This is a genomic window from Longimicrobium sp., assembly GCF_036388275.1.
Classification (GTDB): domain Bacteria; phylum Gemmatimonadota; class Gemmatimonadetes; order Longimicrobiales; family Longimicrobiaceae; genus Longimicrobium.
In genome coordinates, this window is the sequence record NZ_DASVSF010000078.1 from 60,994 (window position 1) to 78,866 (window position 17,873).

The following is a 17,873-nucleotide window of genomic DNA, read 5'->3' on the forward strand; positions in this document are numbered from 1 at the left end:
GGCAGGGGACTTCCCCTCGCCGTCCTGGTCGGTCGGATTCGTCTCCTCCCTTCGTTCTTACTTCATCTCGGCCGGAGCCGGTCACATGTCCTTGCGTAGACGCGCTCTGTTCCTGGCGGGCCTTTTGGCCGCCGTATCCTGCAGCGACGCGGGAGACCCGCTGGGCCCGGACGGCCGCAAGCCGCCTACTCCCGAGCCCGCCAACGTCCTCCAGGCACTGGACTGCACCGTCACCGTGAGCTCACGCTCCGTGACCTGCGCCTCGGCGCAGCCCGGCACGGGCGCCGCCTCCGGCCTGATCGTGGGCGGACAGGACATGTTCGTCAAACTGGTGTCGACGGGGATGGCCGTCGTCGCCGACACCTTCGTCTTCAACGCCACCGTGCAGAACCTGCTTCCGCAGGCGCTGGGCGTGAACGAGGACGGATCGGCGAACGCCGAGGGCGTGCGCGTCTTCTTCCACTCGGGCCCCAACGCCGTCGGCGGCGGGGGCCCGGTCGTCGTGGCGGGGGCGTCCGGCTCCGAGGTCTTCATTTCGGGCAACAAGCCGTACTACCAGTACGCCGGCGCCCTGGAGCCCAACGAGGTGTCCGAGGCCAGGCAGTGGAAGCTGGCGCTCAACGGGGCTCCGCAGTTCAACTTCAAGGTCTACGTTTCGGGCCGCGTCAGGTACCCGCAGGGGTGGGTGGACATCACGCCCAACTCGGCGCTGCTGAACGTGGGTCAGACGGCCGTGCTGGCCGACAGCGTGTTCGACGTGGTGGGCCGCGGGCTCGCCGACAACGTGATCTGGTCGTCCAGCAACACGGGCGTGGTCACGGTCACGGAGACCTCCGACTCCACGGCGCAGATCCAGGGCGTCGCCCAGGGCACGGCCTGGATCAAGGCCCAGAGCCAGGCGAACTCGGTGCGCAAGGACTCGATCCTCGTGACCGTGAACAACGCGCCGGTGCTCGCCCTCGACTCCATCAGCGCCATCTCCAACGTCACCATGCCGGTAGACAGCGCGCACGGCATGCTGGCCAACGACACCGACAGCGACAACGCCACGCTGACCGTGAGCGCCGGCACGGTGTCCACCGACCGCGGCGGCACCGCCACGATCAGCGCCAACGGCAGCTTCACCTACCTGAGCAAGCCCGGCTACGCCGGCCTCGACACCATTCGCTACACCGTCACCGATGGCGCGCGCACCCTGCCCGGCAAGGCCGTGGTAAGGGTGGAGAACAGCCCCTTCTGGTTCGTGAAGCAGGGCTCCAGCGGTGACGGGCGCGACGCCTCGCCGTTCGGAGCACTGGCCGCGGCGCAGGACTCGGCCGTGGCGGGCGATACCATCATCGTGTTCGCCAACGGTGTGCAGCAACTCGACGGCGCGGTGACGCTGGAAGCCGGCCAGGCCGTCATCGGCGCGGGCACCAGCCAGGCCGTCTCGCGCGGCACTTACAACGGCGCGGCCATTACCGTGCTGGCGGCAGGCGGCTCGGCCCCCTCGCTGACCAACACGGGGCCGGGCGCCACCATCACCCTGGGCACCAACAACGTCATCCGCGGCGTGGGCATCACGGCGGCGGCCGGCGCAGCCATCTCGGGCACCAGCTTCGGCACGCTGTTCGTGCGCGATGCCGGCGTGAACCCGGCGGGCCCGGCGCTGCTGCTGAGCACCGGCGCGCTCGACGCCATCTTCGACGTGCTCTCGTCGACCGGCAGCGGCACGACGGGCTTCAGCCTGACGGACGTCACCGGCTCGCTTTCCAGTGCTGGCGGCGCCATCAGCGGCTCGGTCGGCACGGCGTTCCACGTATCCGGCGGGTCGGCCAACATCACCTACGGCGGGTCCATCAACAACGGCTCGGGGCTGGCTGTCGGCATCTCGGGCCGCACGGGTGGCGCGCTGGAGGTGTCGGGCAGCGTAACCGACAACGCGGGCGGCATCTCGGTGAGCGGCATCTCGGGCGGCACTGTCGGCTTCTCCGGCGCGCTGAGCCTCACCGGCTCGGGCGTGAGCGCCGGCAGCAACACGGGCGGCACCATCTCGTTCACCGGCGCGTCCAAGACTATCACCACCGGCACCAACGCGGGCGTGTCGCTGACCAGCAACACGGGCGCGACGGTACTGTTCGGCGGCGGCGGGCTCGCGGTGTCGACCACCTCGGGCGCGGGCTTCACCGCCACCGGGGGCGGCACGGTGAGCGTCACCGGCGCGAACAACAGCGTTTCCAGCACCACCGGCACCGCGGTCACCCTGACCGGGGTGGGCACGGGCGCCAGCGGCGTGAGCTTCGTCTCGGTGGCGGCCAACGGCGCGCCGAACGGCATCGCGCTGGCCAGCGTCACGGGCGCCGGCCTGCAGGTGACCGGCGACGGCGCCACGGACGGGTCGGGCGGCACGATTCAGAGCACCACCAGCCACGCGGTCAACCTGCAGAGCCTGACGGGCGCCGACAGCGTGAGCCTGAAGTTCATGACGGTGGGTGGCGGCAACGCCGGCACCGCGGGCATCTTCGGCTCCAGCTTCGGCACGCTGCGGGTGACGGGCGTCTCGGTGTCCACCACCGGTGGCCCGGCGCTCAGCCTGGCGACCGGCACCCTGAACGGTGCGTTCAGCTCGCTGGGCTCGGCCAGCAGCGCCAGCAACGGCGTGATCCTGACCAGCACCGGCGGATCGTTCACCGCCGCCGCGGGCAGCATCACGGGCGCCACCGGGACGGCGTTCGCGGTGGCCGGCGGGTCGGTGACCGCCACCCTTTCGGGCTCCATCTCGCAGGCGAACAACGCCGCCCTGCTGGCGGTGAGCGGCAGCCACAACGGCGCGCTGACCTTCAACACGGGCACGCTGGGCGCCAGCAACGGCACCGGCCTGCAGTTCAACAACGCGGTGGGCACGTACGCCTTCAACGGCACCACGACCCTCAACGGCGGCGACGCGGCCATCGACATCACCAACTCGTCGACCGGCAGCTTCACCTTCGGCACGGGCGCGAGCGTCACCAACCCCACCGGCTCGGCCTTCACGGTGTACGGCAGCTCGCCCACGGTCGTCTACAACGGCGGCCTGACGAAGGCCAACGCCGGCCTGCTGGTGGACATCGGCGAGCAGCCGGGCGGCACGGTGACGTTCCAGACGGGCACGCTCTCGGCTACCGCGGGTGACGGGATCTCGTTCAGCAACGCCGACGGAACCAACAACTTCAACGGCACCACCACCCTGAACGGCGGAAACGCCGGGGTTGACGTGGTGAGCGGGTCGAGCGGCGCCATCAGCTTCGGCACGGGGGCCAGCATCGCCAACGCGTCGGGCATCGCCCTGCGGGTGCAGAACGGCGCGGCCAGCACGAACGTGTCTTACGCGGGCAGCGTCACGTCGAGCGCCACGGGGCTGGCGGTGCACGTGGAGGGCGTCAGCGGGGGGTCGGTGACCGCGTCGGGCGCCATCAGCGGAAGCAACGGCATCCTGGTGCAGAACAACACCGGCGGCACCATCACCTTCAGCGGTGCCAAGTCGCTGAACACGGCCGCTAACAACGCGGTTACGCTGGCCACCAACACCGGCGCGACGGTCGACTTCACCAACGGCAACAACGACATCACCACGACCACGGGCACGGCGTTCACCGCCACCGGCGGCGGCACCATCAACGTCAGCGGCGGTTCCAGCGACATCTCCACCGGCACCGGCAATGCGCTCACGCTGAACGGCGTGACGCTGGGCGCCAGCGGAATGGCCTTCGCCACCGTGAACACGGGCGCCGCGCTGGCCGCGGTGTCGCTGACGAACGTGGCGGTCACGTCCGGCAGCGCTCTGACCGTCTCCGGCGGAACCGTTGCCTCGGGTGTAGGCGCCCGGCTGGCGGTGAGCGGCGGAACGGTTAACGTCAACTGGGCGGGCGCCATCAACCAGGCCACGGTCTCGCAGGCGCTGCTGAGTGTGCTCAACGGCCACACCGGCACCCTGGCGGTGTCCGGCGCGCTGTCGGCCACCAACGGTAGCGGCCTCCAGTTCGACAACGCCGACGGCACCTACAACTTCACGGGCACCGCGACCCTGAACGGCGGTGACGCGGGCATCGACGTGACCGGCGGGTCGGGCGGCACGTTCAGCTTCGGCGGGGGCGTCTCGGTCACCAACCCCACTAACGAACTGATCCGCATCGTCAGCAGCGCCCCCACGTTCACCTACTCGGGCACGTTCAGCCGCACGTCGGGAGCGGGCGCGGGGATCCTGGCGCAGAACAACACCGGCGGCACCATCACCTTCAACGGTGACGGCACCACCCTGGACGGCGATCCGGCCGACGTGACGAAGTCGCTGAACACGGGTACCTCTGCGGCCATCAGCCTGCTGACCAACACCGGGGCGGACTTCACCTTCGCCGGCGGGATGACGCTGACCACCACCAGCGGCGCGGCCTTCACCGCCACGGGCGGGGGCACGGTGCAGGTAACCGGCGCTGGAAACGTGGTGAACTCCACCACCGGCGGCACGGGGGTGAACATTCAGAACACCACCATCCACGGCAACGGTGTCAGCTTCTACAGCGTGACCGCCACCGGTGGGGGCACCAACGGCATCGTCCTTTCCAGCACGGGCGCCGGCGGGTTCCAGGTGACCGGCGACGGCGCCTCGGACGCGGCCAACACCACGCGCGGGCGGACGACCGCCAAGTCGGGCGGCGGCAGCGTCGTCCTGGGTTCCGGCGGCACCATCAGCGGCAAGTCGGGAGACGCCGTATCGCTGAGCACCACGGGAGCGGTGTTCCTTCGCAACATGGTCATCCAGAGCAACACGGGCGACGGCGTGCAGGCGACCACCTCGACCGGCGTGACCATCGACAACACCCGCATCACCGGGCACACCGACAACAGCGGGATCTTCTTCACGGGCGTGAGTTCGCCGGTGATCACGCACTCGGAGGTGGAGAACAACGCGTTTGGCGGCGGGGCGCCGGGCTCGGACATCCACAACGTTCGGCTGATCAGCAACACGGGCACCGCCAGCGTCGCAAACAGCGTCATCGCCAACACCAGTGCCGGCGCCGAGCGGCAGCTGCAGATCTTCAGCACCACCGGAACGCTGAACATCGGCGTCACGAACAACCGCATCGGCGGCTCGACGGTCGGCGACGGCGTGGGCGTGTACGCGTACGGCTCGTCGAACATCACGGCGAACTTCCAGAACGACAGCATCCACAACAACTCGTCGTTCGGGATCGACGCCGGGACGGAGACCACCCAGTCGTCGTCGCTGAACCTCACGGTGAACAACAACGCGCTCCGGAACAACCTGGTCGGGGTGTCGGTAGCGCACGGCTCCAGCGGGACGAACACGTTCAACATCACGAACAACAACGTCCAGACGAACGTGGCGTCGAGCAGCCAGGCCATCAACGTCAACCGGCTGGGGGGCGGCGCGTTCACCAGCTTCGGACTGTTCTCCGGCACGATTTCCGGAAACCTCATCGGCACGGCGGGCGTGGCCAACTCCGGGTCCGACGTGGGTGACGGGATCACCGTGAAGACGAACGGCAACGGCGGCACCACCCGGGTGTCGATCCTGAGCAACACCATCCGCAGGTACGGCCAGCACGGGATCGCGCTGCTGGCGCGCGATGCGACGAGCGGGCACACGCTTCACGCGCGCGTCCAGAACAACAACATCGCCGAAGGCGAAGCGGTGACTTCGCAGGATGGAATCAACGTGACCATGGGCGCCCTCAACACCGACGTCCTGTCGCTGTGCCTGGACATCGGCGGCGCCGGCGGCGCGAACGGGAACACCGTTGCTTCCGCGGTGCGCAACGGCGTGCGCGTGCGCAGCTCGGGCCTGCCCGCGGCCAACGTTACGCTGACGGCCCCGGCGTACGACGGCACCGGCGCCACCTACTTCACCAACCGGAACCCGGCTGCCGTCGGCGCCAGCGGCAACAGCTTCAGCAACGCGAGCGGCACCACCACCGCCGGCAACTGCACCACGCCGTAACGGTTCCCCTCCCACTCCCGGTTCCACTCACTGCCGGGTGACGAGAAAGATCTCTCGTCACCCGGCAGCTGCAGGGTTGCAGTTGCAGGACGCGGTACCATCACGCAGGACTGTCACCCACCCCACCCCACGAGGAAAGCGATGTCGGAACCGTTCCTATCGGAGATCAAGATCGTCTCGTTCAACTTCCCACCCAAAGGCTGGGCGTTGTGCAACGGTCAGTTTCTCCCGATCAACCAGAACCAGGCGCTGTTCGCGCTCCTGGGCACCACGTACGGCGGTAACGGCCAGACCACCTTTGCCCTGCCCAACCTCCGGGGGCGGGTGCCCATCCACTTCGACGCCTCGCACACTCTGGGGGAAGCGGCGGGAAGCACCAGCGTAACCGTGAGCATCCAGCAGCTGCCCACCCATACCCACCCGTTGCTGGCATCGACGACGGATGGTGACACGCCGGTGCCCACGAGCACCGTGCTCGCGGGCGCGCCCCAGAAGGTTTACGGGCCCGCGACGAGCCTTACGACGCTCAACCCGATCAACGTGACCAGCGTGGGCGGCAGCCAGCCGCACAACAACATGATGCCGTACCTTGCGCTGAATTTCGTCATCGCCCTGCAGGGCATCTTCCCCTCTCGCAACTGATCGGAGACGCACCCCATGGCACAGCCTTATGTCGGAGAGATCCGGATGTTCGCCGGAAACTTTCCGCCGGCGGGATGGTTGTTCTGCGAGGGCCAGACACTGCCCATCGCGGAGAATGAAGTGTTGTTCCAGCTGATCGGCACCACCTATGGCGGGGACGGGGAAGAAACGTTCAACGTGCCCAACCTGGCGAGCCGGGTTCCCATCCACATGGGCACGGGCCCGGACGGCACCACGTACCAGATCGGTGAGATGGCGGGGACGGAGCAGGAGACGCTCACCGTCCAGCAGATTCCCAACCACTCGCATTCGCTTACCGCCAGCCTGGCCCAGGCCGCCGACCAGTCTCCGGCCGGAGCGCTGCTGGCCCAGTCGGTGATCGCGGACATGTACATCCAGGACTCGCCGGACGGTGCGCTGGCGCCCAACTCGGTTTCTCCTCAGGGGGGCAGCCAGCCGCACGAGAACACGCAGCCGTTCCTCTGCATCAACTTCATCATCTCCCAGTTCGGGATCTTCCCGAGCCAGACCTGAGGAGCGAAACGACATGTCCGACCAATTCCTTGCGGAGATCCGCATCTTTCCGTTCAACTTTCCGCCCACCGGATGGGCGTTCTGCAATGGGCAGCTCATGCCCCTCTCGCAGAACACCGCGCTTTTCGCCCTGCTGGGCACCGTGTACGGCGGCGATGGCAAGAGCACCTTTGCGCTGCCGGACCTGCAGGGCAGCGCGCCCATGCAGCCGGGGCAGGGATCGGGGCTGAGCCTGCGGGACCTGGGTGAGATGAGCGGGGTGGAAAACATCACCCTCCTCATTTCGGAGATCCCGGTGCACACGCACGCGGTGAACACCATGTCCGACTCGGGCACACTGCAGCAGCCCGGTCCGGACCGCATTCTGGCCCGGTCGGCAAACGCCACGGCCTACCAGACCAACACCTCGGCCAACCTGCAGATGATGGCGCCGCAGGCGCTTGCGCTTGCCGGCGGCGGACTGCCGCACAACAACATGCAGCCGTACCTCACCCTCAACTTCTGCATTGCGCTGCAGGGAGTCTTCCCACAGCGTCCCTGACGCGGAACGGCTGGAACGAACGAAGCGGGCGGCCACGCGGCCGCCCGCTTTGCGCCTGCAAGGGTACACATTCGACGGAACCGGCAGGTGTGCCGGCGGCCGGCCCACCGCACCTTCACCCTGGCCTTTGCCCCATGAACGTCGCCCTGCGCCCCACCACCGAGGCCGACCTGGAGTTTCTACACCGGCTGTACGCCACCACGCGTGAGGACGAGCTGCGGCAGGTGCCGTGGGCGCCGGAGCAGAAGGCGGCCTTCGTTCGCCAGCAGTTCGAGGCGCAGCATGCGTTCTGGCGGGAGAACTACACCGACACGAGCTGGGACGTGATCGTGGCCGACGGAACCCCGATCGGCCGCCTGTACGTGGCTCGCTGGCCGGGCGACATCCGCATCGTCGACATCGCGCTGATGCCGGAGCACCGCGGAAGCGGGCTGGGCACGCGGCTGCTCCGCGAGCTGTTCGCCGAAGCCGACGCCACCCGACGGAAGGTGAGCATCCACGTGGAGGTGTTCAACCCCGCGCGGCGGCTGTACGAGCGGCTCGGGTTCGTGCAGGCGGGCGACCGCGGGGTGTACCTGCTGATGGAGCGGCCGCCGTGCGCGCGCGCGGTGCTGGCGGAGGCCCATGGCTGACGCCTTCACCGTCGACCGCTTTCTGCCGCACGTGGGTGAGGTTTTCCACCTGAGGGTGAGGGAGGGCGAGGAGGTGCCCCTCCTCCTCACAGAGATCTCGCGGCTGCCCAGCGACGGTTCGCGCCTGCGCACGCGCGAGCCGTTTTCGCTCGTGTTCCACGCGGCTCCGCGTACGCGGCTCGAGCAGCACGTGTATCGGCTCGAACATTCGGGCATGGAGCCGTTCGAGGCCTTCGTGGTACCCATCGAACCTGACCGCCACGGACCGCGGTTCGAGGTGATCTTCGCCTGACTCGCGACGGGCGCTCCCTCGATCAGTTCACCCTCAGGGCGTCCGTCCCCCTCCCGGGGAATAGGCGCGATTCTCCAGCGCGTGAGCGTACAGCTCGCGCAGCTCCGCGATCTTGGCCGCGGGTCCGCTGGCGGTGGTGTCGGCCAGGTCGCCCAGTGCCATCAGCCCCACCCCGCCGCTGACGCTCGCGATGCGGATCCACATCTCGTCCGTCACCTTTCCACGCCCACTCCGCAGCACGTCCAGGTTCTGCTGAAGCATCGGCGGCGCGGGCTGCACGGTCTGCCGCTCCGCCTGCTCCGCCGCCTGCAGCATGGCGTCGATCTGCTCACGCGTGACGCCCGGCTGCCCCCGCATGGCTTCGGCCTGCTGCCGGAGCACCGTGGCCAGTTGACCGCCTGATGCCTGCGCCCGCCGGGCGGAGAGGTAGCCGCTCACCCAGCGCATGCGGTCTCCCACGTATTCCATCTCCGCCGGGTTTGCGTCCGCGCGTCTCGCCGCGCGTACGTAAGTCGCCGTCAGGAAGTCGCTCCATCGCTTCATCGGGCGGTCGCGCCCGGCTTCCGGCTTTTCTGACGCCCCGGCCTCTCCCGCCTCGATCAGCCGGTGCATGGCTGGCGCTTCTGCCGTGACCAGGTCGAACTGGGCGAGCATGGTGCGCAGGTAGCGGTCTACCTGGTCGGGCGTCAGGCTGCTGTCGGCGGGGGCGGTGAAGGCCGCGCGTTCGCCGGCGGAGATCTCCGGCGCGTCTGCGGCGCGGTCCCGGCATGCGGTTGCACACAGCGCCCCCAGGAAGATCGCGGCGGCGCGCAAGACGGCGGACGGTCGGATGGCGCCCTGGTTCATCGTGGATCGGGGGAGGAAGACCGGGGGAGGTGACATGCGTAGAGCCGGCCCGAACACGACCGGACCGGCTCCACAAGGCGGAGGATGCCTTTGCCCGTTTAGCCTGGCGCTCAGTTGCGCGACGGGAAGATGCCCTGCAGCGCGATGATGAAGTTCAGCACCAGGTAGGGCATCATGTTGTTGTGAGGCTGGCTGCCTCCCACGCTGGTGACGTTGACCGGGTTGAGCGTCGTAAGGCTCGTCGCGGGCCCGTAAACCTTCTGGGGCGCGCCCGCGAGCACGGTGTTCGTGGACACCGGCGTGTCGCCATCCGTCGTTGATGCCAGCAACGGGTGGGTGTGGGTGGGCAGCTGCTGGCTGTTCACGGTAACGCTGGTGCTGCCCGCCGCTTCCCCCAGGTTGTGCGAGGCGTCGAAGTGGATGGGCACCCGCCCCCGGAGGTTGGGCAGGGCGAAGTTGGTCTGGCCGTTGCCGCCGTATGTCGTTCCCAGTAGCGCGAACAGCGCCTGGTTCTGGTTGATCGGGAGGAGCTGGCCATTGCACAACGCCCAGCCTTTGGGGGGGAAGTTGAACGATACGATCTTGATTTCCGAGAGAAAGGCCTCGGAGCCGTTCATCGTTCCGACCTCCTTCCCCGCATCCGTTTCACCGTCCTCGGTTCCGAGCGGGTTGAAGTCTTCGTCGACGCAGGCGGCCAGCAGGCCGGGGAGCAGGACGGCGCCGGCTCCGAACGCGACGCGGCGCAGGACCTCACGGCGCGTAATCTGGTTGGCGGCCCGGATGTCCTCGGGACTCCGCTCGTGTTCCTCAGGCAGAATGATCATGGGAGCTGGGGGTGCAGGTAGGTGGATTTTCCGGGAGCCGAAGCAGCCGTGCCACTCGCGGGGAGATACGCGACGCCATGGGAACGGGTACCGGCGCGGAGGCAGCGTGGGCCAGGAGAGGAGTGCAACTTCGCGCAGATCGTTACTGAAGTCAAGCGGATTCAGGCCCTTCGAGCCCTGCCGCGTCCATGGGGCCGTTCCATCCCGCACGGCGGCAGCGCCGTCCCGCGGTTCTCGGTTCCTCTGCAGAAGCGGGCTGGTAGTGTGCATTTTCTGCCCCAGAAGTGGGACGGTTATGCCTCACCTTCGGGGCCGGAGCGACAGCCAGGCACCCGGATCCGTCGGAGTGGTGCCGCTGTTCGGCTTCACACAATCGGGCGCGCTTCCTGCCAGATAATCTGTCGCCGAAGCATGCAACCGTCAGCGGGTGCTTGCGCCCCCGACACCTTCCACCCGGTCCAGGGCAGTCTCTTTCCCCCGGAATCAGACGAATTTCTCTCTCGCTCGTCTCGCGCCAGCGGGAGAGGGGTGTAAGGGCGTTTCCCGACTGCCCTTCCTTACCTTTCGAGGAGCTTCCCGATGTCCCGTTCCAAGTACGTGACGCGCACAGCCTTGCTCTGCGCGCTGGCCGCCTGCACGGGCGACATGACCTCGCCCACGGCCCTGGATGACGCGGCGGCGGACGCCGCCCTTTCGGACGCGGCGCACAGCGGTGCCGTGCCTGGGTTCTACTTCCTGCCCCCGATGGTGTCCGCGGCGTCGTATACGGGCACCTTCGACGCGGGCCTGCAGCCCCGCGTGGAGATCTGCCAGCTCGCGGGCCCGGCGTGCGGGCCCGTGATCGCCTCGTTCCCGTTCGGCGCTGGATCGTCATCGGTGCGGGTGGATGCGGCCGCACAGCACTACATCGCCAACTGGAACACTTCCAAGTCGCTGGACCCCGCCAAGTTCTACCGCGTGCAGGTGTTCGTGGGAACCTTCCGGCTGGGCTACGCCGACGTGGACGTCGTGCGCACGGGCAGTGAGAAGAACGCGGTGGACCAGACGCAGTTCGTACCCCTGGTCGCCGGCCAGACTCTCCCCGTGAAGTTCCGCATCGAAAAGGGGATCGCCGCGCAGGTAGCGGTGAACCCCGATTCGGCCTCGGTTGCCGTGGGTGGCACCCAGCCTTTCACGGCCACGGTGACGGATCTCCACGGGAACGTCATCCCCGCGGCCCCGGTGACATGGTCCAGCTCCGCGGCCGCGGTGGCGACGGTCGACGGGTCGGGGCTGGCGACGGGGGTGGCGACGGGGCAGGCGGCGATCACGGCCACGTCGGGTGGCGCGTCGGACACCGCCCTGCTCACCGTCTCGAACCCCAATACCCCGCCGGTGGTGCACCCCGACACCTTCCAGGCGATCGGCAACGTGACGGTGCCGGTCCCCGCGCCCGGGCTGCTGGCGAACGACACGGATGGCGAGGGCAACGCGCTGCAGGTGGTGGCGGGCTCGTACCCGACCACCGGCGGCGGCACGGTGACCGTGAACGCGGACGGCAGCTTCGTCTACCTGAGCGCCGCCGGCTTCACCGGCACCGACAGCTTCAGCTACACGGTGACCGACGGGCAGGCCACCTCGAGCGCCGCGGCGTCGGTCGTATCGGCGTACCGCGTCTGGTACGTGGACAACGCCGCGGCCGGGCCGGGCGACGGGCGCGACGCATCGCCCTTCAGCGGGCTTTCGGGGGCGGAGAGCGCTTCGGCGCCCGGCGAAACGCTGTTCATCCGCACGGGCGCAGGAGCATACGACGGCGGGATCACCCTCAAGACGGGGCAGTCGCTGACCGGCCAGGGGGTGGCCGCGAACGTGACGGCTACTGTGAACGGCCAGACGCTGGTTCTGCTGGCCGCGGGCTCGGCCCCCACGATCGCGAAGGCGTCGGGTACGACAGTGCAGGTCGCCGCCGGCAACGTGGTGCAGGGGCTGCAGGTGACCTCGGCCGCCGGCGCGGGAATCGGGGGCTCCGGCTTCGGCTCTCTCCTGGTGGGTGCCGTCTCCGTGTCCGCCCAGGGCGGGCCGGCGCTGGACCTGTCCGCGGGGAACGTCTCCGGGGCCTTTGCTTCGTTGTCTTCGGCCGGCAGCCCCGGGGCGGGAATCCGCCTGGTGGGGGTGGGCGGATCGTTCTCGGCGGCGGGCGGAGCCATCACCGGCGCGGGCGGGCCGGCGGTGCAGGTGCTGGGCGGCGCAGGCGGCTTCAGCTATGGCGGCGACATCGCCGTCGCCGGTCCGCTGGCGGTTTCGGTGACGGGGCGCACGGGCGGAGCGTTGACCTTCGGCGGCACCATTGCCTCTACGGGGCAGGGCATTGCCGTCCAGAACAACTCCGCGGGGAGCGTGGCGTTCACGGGGAGCAGCAAGTCGCTGGCTACCGGCGCCAACCCGGGCGTGTCGCTGTCGAACAACGCTGGCGCCGAGATCTCGTTCGGCGGCGGCGGTCTGGCGATCGCCACCACCACGGGAACGGCGTTCTCGGCTACGGGCGGTGGCACCGTGACGGTCACGGGGGCGGGGAACACGGCGACCAGCATGGGCGGCACGGCCGTCCGCATCGAAAACACCGGCATCGGCGCGCCCGCGGGCATCAGCTTCTACTCCGTCTCGGCGACTGGCGGCGCGAACGCGATCGTGCTGGCGAACACGGGCAGCGGCGGCTTCCAGGTCACCGGCGACGGCGCGAGCGATGCCTTGAACGCCACGCGCGGCCGGACCACGGCTCGGAACGGCGGCGGCATCGTCGCGCTGGGCTCTGGCGGCACGATTTCAGGGGTGACCGGCGCCGGTGTCTTCCTGAGCGGCGCGACCGACGTGGTGCTCCGCAACCTGGTCGTGCAGGGCAACGGCGGCGATGGAATCGAGGCGGAAAACGTTGCCGGCCTGACGTTGGACAACGCGCTGATCACCGGCCACGCCGACAGCCACGGTGTCCACGGCACCGGCGTCTCGGGGCTGAGCATCGTTCACTCGGACGTAGGTCAGAACGCCACCCTCGCCGGGGCGGTGGAAGCGGCGGATGTCTGGAACGTGCGTTTCGACGGCCTCTCCGGCATCGCGACCGTGGAGCGTAGCGTCGTCCACCACTCGCAGGAGACGGTGTTCGGGGTGGTGAATGGAAGCGGCTCGCTCAGCCTGACCATCTCGAACACGAACATCACCGATACGGGCACCGGCGGCAGCGGTGACACCGGTCTGCATCTCAGCGCTGCGGGGAACGCCAGCATGGCGGTTGCGCTGCAAAACGACAGCATCGCGAGAACGCGCTCACGTGGCGTCGCGGCCTCCACCGCGCTGGCTTCGGCGGCGTCGGTGAACCTTACGGTGACCGGCAGCCACTTCACGGACAACACTACCGCGGGGCTGGAACTGGTGCACGGGTCCGGCGGAACGGCGTCGTTCAGCTTTGCGGGGAACAACTTCCAGCGCCACGGCAGCGTGCCCATCAACGTCAACAGGCTGGCAAGCTCCAGCTTCTCGGCGTTCGGTGCCTTGGAAGGTACCATCTCCGGCAACACCATCGGCACGGCGGGTATCGCCGGGTCGGGAACCACGGTCTCGGCGAACGGGATCCAGGTGCGGTCGAACGGCAGCGGCGGGAGCACGCGGGTGGCGATCGTGAACAACAAGATCCGCAGGGTGGGGCAGCACGGCATCTTCGTAAGCGCGGTGGACGCCAGCAGCCCCGGCACCACGCTCGAGGCGCGGATCGAGGGGAACGACGTGAGTGACCTGTCGGCCGGCGCTCTTGACGGCATCAACGTGCTGCCGGGTGCGTTGAGCACCGACGTCCCCACGGTCTGCCTGGACGTCAGGAACAACGTCTCCACCGGCGTTCGCAACGGGTTGCGCGCACGCACCTCCGGCATCCCGGCGGCGGCGCCCACCATTCGCCTCGAAGGCTGGGATGGGGTGACGGCGGTGAACACGTATTTCGCGGGCCAGAACACCCTGTCGGGTGGTGGAGGTGCGGTGAGCACCACCGCAGGCACGGGCACGTTCACCCCGGTCGCAAGCTGCAACACACCCTGAACCGCGCCGGGCGCGCCCGGTAGATGAACGCGGGGCCGGTGGCATTCGCCACCGGCCCCGCGTGCGTGGGACCCCGCCGCCGCGTATCAGGTGAACACGGCCTCGTAGCGCATCCCGCGCTCGTCGGGACCAATCGGGGCCAGAAAGATCTCGAACGGTCCCATGTTCTCGTTCTCCACCCGGTAGATCCCCTGGGGGACCACCGCCTGCGGGACGGTGTGGAAGATCAGCGAGAACGCCACGCGCGGCCGCTCCGGTGATTCACCGCCCCAGGGAAACACCTCCGTCAGCTTCGTCGGCAGGCGGTTCTCCTCGTTGAGCACGATCGTGAAGAGCTCGCCAAGACGCGGCTGAAAAGTTTCAATCGTAAACGTATCGAGCATGGTTGTTTGTGTGCTTGGGTGTGGAGGGGCGCTGACCAAGTCTCGGACGTAATGTAGCGATTCCGCGTTTGCCGCACAGCCGCGCGATCAGGGCGTGGCCGCCCCCCTGCGCCCCGCTCATCGCCCCGTGAACTCCGCTGGGCGCTTCTCCAGGAACGCCGCCACGCCCTCGCGCTTGTCGTCGCTTCCGAAGCAGGTGATGAAGGCCTCGGTCTCGTACTGGAGCCCCGCGGCCAGCGGCATCTCGGCGGCGGCGCGCACGGCGGACTTGGCCATGCGCAGCGCCACGGGAGACTTGGCCGCCATCCCGCGCGCGAACTCCAGCGTGCGCTCGCGCAGCTCGGCGGCGGGGTGGACGACATCCACCAGGCCGATGCGGAGCGCCTCCGCCGCGGCGATGATCTCGCCCGACAGGATCAACCGCATCGCCTGGCCGGTGCCCACCACGCGCGGAAGGCGCTGCGTGCCCCCGCCGCCGGGGATGATGCCCAGGTTGATCTCCGGCTGCCCCAGCTTGGCCGTGTCGGCCGCCAGGCGGACGTCGCAGGCCAGCGCCAGCTCGCACCCGCCGCCCAGCGCCAGCCCGTTGATCATGGCCAGCACCGGCTTGGGATACGCCGCCACCTCGTCGAACACGCGGCGGCCCGTCATCGCCGCCCTCTGCTCCAGCGGCGTGCGCTGCGCGAACTCGCCGATGTCGGCGCCGGCGACGAACGCCTTGTCGCCCGCGCCGGTGATCACCAGCACCCGCACGGAATCGTCGTCGCGCAACTCGTCGAGCACGGCGATCAGCTCGGCGCGAACCTGCGCGCTCAGGGCGTTGCGCTTCTCGGGGCGGTTGATGGTGACGATCGCGACCGCGCCGTCGCGTTCGATCTGCAGCAGCTCGTACGCGCTCACCGGCCCTCCTGCGTCCAGTCGTAGAAGCCCTGGCCGCTCTTCTTTCCCAGCTTCCCTTCCGTGACCATCCGCCGCAGCAGCTCCGGCGGGCGGTACTGCTCGCCCCCCAGTTCGCCGTGCAGGTACTCGGCGATGCCCAGGCGGACGTCCAGCCCCACCAGGTCCGTCAGCTTCAGCGGGCCCATGGGATGGTTGTAGCCCAGCTCCATGGCCTTGTCGATGTCCTGGGGGCTGGCGACGCCCTGCTCCACCATCCGCATGGCCTCCAGCCCCAGCACCACCCCCAGCCGCGACGAGGCGAACCCCGGCGTGTCGGTGACCACGATGGGCTCCTTGCCGATCCGCCGCGCGAAGGCGAGGCAGGCGTCGAGCGTCTCCTGCGACGTCTCGCGCCCGCGCACCACCTCCAGCAGCTTCATGATGTGCACGGGGTTGAAGAAGTGCAGGCCGATCACCGCCCCTGGCCGCCCCGTGGCTTCGGCGATGCGGCTGACGCTGAGCGACGACGTGTTGGTGGCCAGCACGGCGTGCGCGGGCGCCAGGCGGTCCAGGTCTCGGAAGATGGCCGTCTTCAGGTCCATGCTTTCCGGCGCCGCCTCGATCACCAGGTCTGCGGTGCCCACCGCGTCGGCCACGTTCCTGGCCTTGCGCAGCCCCTGGAGCGCCCGGTCACGGGTCTCGATGGATACCTTTCCACGGTCCACGCCCTTTTCCAGGTTGCCGCGGATGGTGTTGACGGCACGCTCCAGCGCGTCGGGCTGAGGGTCCGACAGCGCGACGGCGTAGCCGGCCATCGCGCACACCTGCGCGATGCCGTTGCCCATGGTTCCCGCGCCGAGCACGGCGACGGTGCTCATCGTCTGGTCATCCGCCACTGGGTTCGCCCTCTGGTCGTGAATGCGGACGGCAGTGCGCCCGCGGCTGTGCGTCCGCGGGAAAGTATGCGCGGGCGTGGCGGCTCGCCACCGCCGCCTCTTTCCACGCGCGGCGCGTGGGCTCACAATTCATCCACTCGCGGCAGGGTCGCTCGTTCCGGGGAGGAGCCGGTGGAGAGATACGACGTGGTGATCGTGGGCGGAGGGGTGATCGGGGCCAGCGTGGCGTGGCACCTGGCCGCGCGCGGCTGCACGCGCGTGCTGGTGCTGGATGCGGGTGCCGAGCCCGGGGCGGGGAGCACGGGCCGGGCGACGGGCGGCTTTCGCGTGCAGTTCGGATCGGAGCCCAACGTGCGCCTGTCGCTGCTCTCGCGTGACAAGCTGCTTCGCTTTGCGGACGAGGTGGGCGTAGACCCCGGCTACCGTCCCTGCGGCTACCTCTTCCTGGCGGAGAGGCAGGAGACGCTGGATGCGCTGCTGGAGGCGCAGGCGATGCAGCATGCGCTCGGAGCGACGGAGCCGCGGCGGGTGTCGGTGGAGGAGGCCCGGGAGGTGAACCCGGCGATCTCGGTGGAGGGCCTGGTCGGCGGCGTGCACTGCCCAACGGACGGGTTCATCCGGCCGATGCAGATGCTGCAGGGCTACGCCGAAGGTGCGCGGCGGATGGGCGTGCGCTTCGAGTACGGTACGGCGGTCCAGGGCTTCGGGATGGAGGGGGGACGGATCGTTTCCGTCCACACGGACCGGGGCGAGGTGGCCGCGGGGGCGGTGGTGAATGCGGCAGGCGCATGGGCGGGCGCGGTCGCCGCGATGGCGGGAGTGGAGATTCCCGTTTGGCCGCTCCGGCGCCAGGTGGCCTTCACCGAGCCGTTCGACGCGCTTCCCGAGTGCATGCCGCTCACCGCTTTCCTGGAAGCGGAGTTCCACCTGCGCGTTCGCGATGGGCGGGTGCTGCTGCTCTGGTCGGACCAGCCGAATACGAGCGACCCGTTCGACACCACGCTGGATCCCGACTGGCTGCCGCAGGTCGTTTCCCGCGCCCGCCGCTGGGTGCCGTGCCTGCGCGACGCCAGGATCGACCGGGAGCGATGCGTGGCGGGGCTGTACGAGATGTCGCCCGACCGGCACGTGCTCTTGGGCGCGGCGCCGGGGGTGGAGAACCTGTACCTGGCGAACGGGTCGTCGGGGCACGGGGTGATGCATTCGCCCGCGCTGGGCCAGCTGCTGGCCGAAATCATCCTGGACGGAGCGGCGTCGTCGATGGACGTCCATCCCCTGCGTCCCTCGCGCTTCGCCGAGGACCAGCCGAACGCGGCGTCGGAATTCCTGTGAACGGGAGTGGCTGAAGCCGCCACGAAGATG

General features: G+C 69.1%; 13 protein-coding genes. 8 read left to right on the forward strand and 5 right to left on the reverse strand.

What is annotated here, in order from left to right:
- Positions 1-85: 85 nt before the first annotated feature.
- The 6 genes from VF632_RS16380 to VF632_RS16405 all read left to right on the forward strand — a co-directional run bounded on the left by VF632_RS16380 (position 86) and on the right by VF632_RS16405 (position 8,618).
- On the forward strand, positions 86-5,977 hold the full coding sequence (locus VF632_RS16380; protein WP_331023999.1) for a beta strand repeat-containing protein: 5,892 nt from the start codon (positions 86-88) through the stop codon (positions 5,975-5,977).
- 141 nt (positions 5,978-6,118) lie between these two features.
- Positions 6,119-6,619, forward strand: a complete 501-nt coding sequence (locus VF632_RS16385) for a phage tail protein (RefSeq protein WP_331024000.1) — start codon at positions 6,119-6,121, stop codon at positions 6,617-6,619.
- A gap of 15 nt (positions 6,620-6,634) precedes the next feature.
- The gene (locus tag VF632_RS16390; protein ID WP_331024001.1) at positions 6,635-7,153 is read left to right on the forward strand and encodes a phage tail protein; all 519 of its coding nucleotides are present in this window, start codon (positions 6,635-6,637) and stop codon (positions 7,151-7,153) included.
- A 13-nt stretch (positions 7,154-7,166) separates the two neighbouring features.
- A complete protein-coding gene (locus tag VF632_RS16395; RefSeq protein WP_331024002.1) occupies positions 7,167-7,694 on the forward strand; it encodes a phage tail protein in 528 nt (175 codons plus the stop codon).
- Between the two features lie 134 nt (positions 7,695-7,828).
- Positions 7,829-8,326 carry a GNAT family N-acetyltransferase gene (locus VF632_RS16400; RefSeq protein WP_331024003.1) on the forward strand — a complete coding sequence of 166 codons (498 nt, stop codon included), beginning with the start codon at positions 7,829-7,831 and terminating at the stop codon, positions 8,324-8,326.
- On the forward strand, positions 8,319-8,618 hold the full coding sequence (locus VF632_RS16405; RefSeq protein WP_331024004.1) for a DUF6916 family protein: 300 nt from the start codon (positions 8,319-8,321) through the stop codon (positions 8,616-8,618). The genes VF632_RS16400 and VF632_RS16405 overlap by 8 nt, the downstream gene beginning before the upstream one ends.
- A 33-nt stretch (positions 8,619-8,651) precedes the next feature.
- Here the strand turns inward: VF632_RS16405 and VF632_RS16410 are convergent, their stop codons facing one another.
- Both VF632_RS16410 and VF632_RS16415 read right to left on the reverse strand, forming a co-directional pair.
- Positions 8,652-9,464, reverse strand: a complete 813-nt coding sequence (locus VF632_RS16410; RefSeq protein WP_331024005.1) for a hypothetical protein — start codon at positions 9,462-9,464, stop codon at positions 8,652-8,654.
- Between the two features lie 110 nt (positions 9,465-9,574).
- Complete coding sequence (locus tag VF632_RS16415) at positions 9,575-10,081, reverse strand: phage tail protein (RefSeq protein ID WP_414682900.1); 507 nt, start codon at positions 10,079-10,081, stop codon at positions 9,575-9,577.
- Between the two features lie 786 nt (positions 10,082-10,867).
- Here VF632_RS16415 and VF632_RS16420 point away from each other — a divergent pair.
- Positions 10,868-14,353: a beta strand repeat-containing protein gene (locus tag VF632_RS16420; protein ID WP_331024007.1), complete on the forward strand. Its 3,486-nt coding sequence runs from the start codon at positions 10,868-10,870 to the stop codon at positions 14,351-14,353.
- Between the two features lie 86 nt (positions 14,354-14,439).
- Here the strand turns inward: VF632_RS16420 and VF632_RS16425 are convergent, their stop codons facing one another.
- The 3 genes from VF632_RS16425 to VF632_RS16435 form a co-directional block, all read right to left on the reverse strand.
- Complete coding sequence (locus tag VF632_RS16425) at positions 14,440-14,736, reverse strand: DUF6916 family protein (protein ID WP_331024008.1); 297 nt, start codon at positions 14,734-14,736, stop codon at positions 14,440-14,442.
- 117 nt (positions 14,737-14,853) lie between these two features.
- Positions 14,854-15,636 (reverse strand): enoyl-CoA hydratase/isomerase family protein, encoded by a 783-nt coding sequence (locus VF632_RS16430; protein ID WP_331024009.1) that lies wholly within the window; start codon positions 15,634-15,636, stop codon positions 14,854-14,856.
- A complete protein-coding gene (locus VF632_RS16435; RefSeq protein ID WP_331024010.1) occupies positions 15,633-16,493 on the reverse strand; it encodes a 3-hydroxyacyl-CoA dehydrogenase family protein in 861 nt (286 codons plus the stop codon). Before VF632_RS16435 ends, VF632_RS16430 begins: the two co-directional genes overlap by 4 nt.
- 189 nt (positions 16,494-16,682) lie before the next feature.
- On the opposite strand from VF632_RS16435, the gene VF632_RS16440 reads away from it, so the two are divergent.
- Positions 16,683-17,843, forward strand: a complete 1,161-nt coding sequence (locus VF632_RS16440) for an FAD-dependent oxidoreductase (protein ID WP_331024011.1) — start codon at positions 16,683-16,685, stop codon at positions 17,841-17,843.
- Positions 17,844-17,873: the final 30 nt, after the last annotated feature.

Excerpts from the sequence above, each read along its gene's own strand:
- VF632_RS16390 (WP_331024001.1), top strand. The coding sequence starts at position 6,635 with ATGGCACAGCCTTATGTCGGAGAGATCCGGATGTTCGCCGGAAACTTT.
- VF632_RS16395 (WP_331024002.1), top strand. The coding sequence starts at position 7,167 with ATGTCCGACCAATTCCTTGCGGAGATCCGCATCTTTCCGTTCAACTTT.
- VF632_RS16410 (WP_331024005.1), bottom strand. The coding sequence starts at position 9,464 with ATGAACCAGGGCGCCATCCGACCGTCCGCCGTCTTGCGCGCCGCCGCG.
- VF632_RS16380 (WP_331023999.1), top strand. The coding sequence starts at position 86 with ATGTCCTTGCGTAGACGCGCTCTGTTCCTGGCGGGCCTTTTGGCCGCC.
- VF632_RS16415 (WP_414682900.1), bottom strand. The coding sequence starts at position 10,081 with ATGAACGGCTCCGAGGCCTTTCTCTCGGAAATCAAGATCGTATCGTTC.
- VF632_RS16420 (WP_331024007.1), top strand. The coding sequence starts at position 10,868 with ATGTCCCGTTCCAAGTACGTGACGCGCACAGCCTTGCTCTGCGCGCTG.
- VF632_RS16435 (WP_331024010.1), bottom strand. The coding sequence starts at position 16,493 with ATGAGCACCGTCGCCGTGCTCGGCGCGGGAACCATGGGCAACGGCATC.
- VF632_RS16385 (WP_331024000.1), top strand. The coding sequence starts at position 6,119 with ATGTCGGAACCGTTCCTATCGGAGATCAAGATCGTCTCGTTCAACTTC.
- VF632_RS16400 (WP_331024003.1), top strand. The coding sequence starts at position 7,829 with ATGAACGTCGCCCTGCGCCCCACCACCGAGGCCGACCTGGAGTTTCTA.
- VF632_RS16405 (WP_331024004.1), top strand. The coding sequence starts at position 8,319 with ATGGCTGACGCCTTCACCGTCGACCGCTTTCTGCCGCACGTGGGTGAG.
- VF632_RS16425 (WP_331024008.1), bottom strand. The coding sequence starts at position 14,736 with ATGCTCGATACGTTTACGATTGAAACTTTTCAGCCGCGTCTTGGCGAG.